At 36.6% G+C, this 2,225-nt stretch carries 3 protein-coding genes and 1 pseudogene; 2 read left to right on the top strand and 2 right to left on the bottom strand.

All coding sequences use genetic code 11. The annotated features are described in order from the left end of the window. Positions 1-264, top strand: a pseudogene (locus tag L2764_RS26850) (replication initiation protein); the annotation flags it as partial. A 3-nt stretch (positions 265-267) separates the two neighbouring features. Beyond that, positions 268-723, top strand: coding sequence for a type II toxin-antitoxin system PemK/MazF family toxin (locus tag L2764_RS26845; RefSeq protein WP_248943392.1), 456 nt, complete (start codon positions 268-270; stop codon positions 721-723). A gap of 139 nt (positions 724-862) precedes the next feature. On the opposite strand, the gene L2764_RS26840 is transcribed toward L2764_RS26845, so the two are convergent. Next, the gene (locus tag L2764_RS26840) at positions 863-1,324 is read right to left on the bottom strand and encodes a hypothetical protein (RefSeq protein WP_248943391.1); all 462 of its coding nucleotides are present in this window, start codon (positions 1,322-1,324) and stop codon (positions 863-865) included. Then, the coding region (mobQ, locus tag L2764_RS26835) for a MobQ family relaxase (protein WP_248943390.1) at positions 1,321-2,225 on the bottom strand (905 nt) is incomplete at its 5' end. The genes L2764_RS26840 and mobQ, both read right to left, overlap by 4 nt.

Genomic DNA, 2,225 nt, shown 5'->3' with positions numbered 1-2,225 from the left:
ATAAGAGTTTACGAGCTATTAATGAGATTCAATAGCACAGGGGAAAGAATTATATACCTTGATGATTTTAAATCTGCTTTAGGTATCTCAGATAAATACTCAGATTTTAGAGATTTATCTAAAAGGGTGTTAAAACCATCTGTGAATGAGTTAAACCAAAAAAGTAATTTAATTATTGAATACGAAACCATTAAAAAAGGCCGTTCTGTAACTGCATTATCTTTCGAATTTATCAAAAAAAAGCAAATTAAAATGGATGTTTAAAATATGGCAATTAACTACGCCCCTAAAGTAGGGGAAATACTCGAATGCGATTTTGGTACATTCCAACTAGATGAAAATAATAAAAATAAAATGAATAATTTCAATGGCAGAATACCACCAGAAATCGTGAAAAAAAGAATGGTTGTTATATTGAATGGGAAGTTAAACCAAGGGTGTTTAGTTGTACCAATATCCTCGTCAGAAAATTCTAATTTCATACAGAGGGGATTGCATATATCACTGCCTCATAATCTCTTTAGAGTCACCGACTTTTATGACCAGAGAGAGCGATGGGCTAAAGCAGATCTTATACAAATGGTTAGTCGTGAAAGATTATATAAATTAAAAGATAAAAGATATAGATTTGATCAACACTTACCTCGAGAAGAAGTTACTAAAATTCAGCGAGCTGTGATAAAAGCAATAAGTGCTAATTCTCTAATGAATAATATTCAATAAGGCGAAAACCCAGTTAAAAAACTGGGTTCTCTAAGTCCTCTAGGGACAAAAAATCTATAAGGCCTCTATGGGCTACCCTATAATTATACAATAAAATTTCTAATTATTGTTATTTTTATTTTTGATAATGAAAAACACTCTATTTAGGGTCGAGAATATAAATATCACGATTATCACCATAACTACCATAGGACGTCATAACTCTGACACAGGGATAACTTTTCCCGTTATGCTTGCAGGTCATAAGATCAGCGTTCTTGGCTTTTAATGCTTCATAATTAGCCTCAGCAATATCTGACTGCCGTTGATATTTATTGATATCCTTAATCAATAATTGGCTATAACCATAACCAAAAATAACAAATAAGGCGCTGATGAAAAAACACACCAAAAATGTGATCCCAATCCAGCTCCAATGCAGCCTACTGCCTAATTGATTTTGAATATCTTGTAGAACGTCACGATGAGCTGAGACGAGGGATTTTCGTTCCTGTTTAAGCTGGATCATTTCCTGTTGCTGTAATTTAATAAACTCTTCACTAAGTGTTTGTTGATCTTCAGCTACAGTCATTAAACTATATATTTTTCTCTCTGTGTTCATCGTTGCATTCCCTTAAATATTTCTCGTTCTTGCTCCTGTGGTGCTTGCTCTTTTGATACCTTCTCTTTTGCTTGTTGAACCTCTTTTTCCTCTCGCCGCTCTTGCTCTATTTTTAACTCTCTCAGTGCTTTCTCTTCAATCGACTTAGCTAAAGAAATATTCATAGAGTGAATATACTCCTTTGATTTTTTAGCCTTTTGTATAGATATCAGCTCCTGCTCTGCTTCCTTGTGAACCTTAAATCCCTCTCTGGCTTGATCCATTTCATCGACAGCAGATAAGCCTTTGGAGGATTCAAGATTTTGGTGTGAATTTCGCATTTCAATATCACGGTTGATATCACCTCTTTCTGAATGCATTCCTCTCTTTTCCATCTCATGAGCTACAGGGCCAAGATGAACGGTGGCCTCTCGGCTAATCCCTTGCTCAACCAAGCTTCGATGATCTACCCGTTCATCAATATGGTTTTTTTCTAAATGCTCGTTTACGTGTTCAGCCCAGCACTTACGCCATTGTTCGACCAAACCACGTTCATTCCACTGACGATTCTTTTTTCCAAAACCCTCTTCACTGACTTCTCTCGTGGTAAGCATGATGTGGGCGTGGGGGTTCTCTGATTTAGACGAATGAAAAGCGACTGTGGCGCACATCCCCTCACTAACGAAATGGCTATCACAATATGCCAGGACAAGTTCTTTATTTTGTTGGTGAGTTTGTTCCCTGGGAAGAGACACTTCTATCTCTCGAAATAATTGTGCATCTTTACGTTTCTCGATGGCCTCTACTGCATTCCATAATGTCGCGGAATCCTTAAACTCTTTCGGTGCATTTTCGGGTAACAATGTGAGTGATTCGATAACATCCATTTTACGAGAATAGTCATGAGTAATACCTGTTCGCT

This window comes from Shewanella surugensis, assembly GCF_023284005.1.
Taxonomy (GTDB): Bacteria; Pseudomonadota; Gammaproteobacteria; order Enterobacterales; family Shewanellaceae; genus Shewanella; species Shewanella surugensis.
Note: the sequence above shows the minus strand (reverse complement) of the source record. Positions and strands in the feature narration are given on the sequence as shown.

Coding starts and splice junctions, on each gene's coding strand:
- L2764_RS26845 (WP_248943392.1), top strand. CDS start 268: ATGGCAATTAACTACGCCCCTAAAGTAGGGGAAATACTCGAATGCGAT.
- L2764_RS26840 (WP_248943391.1), bottom strand. CDS start 1,324: ATGAACACAGAGAGAAAAATATATAGTTTAATGACTGTAGCTGAAGAT.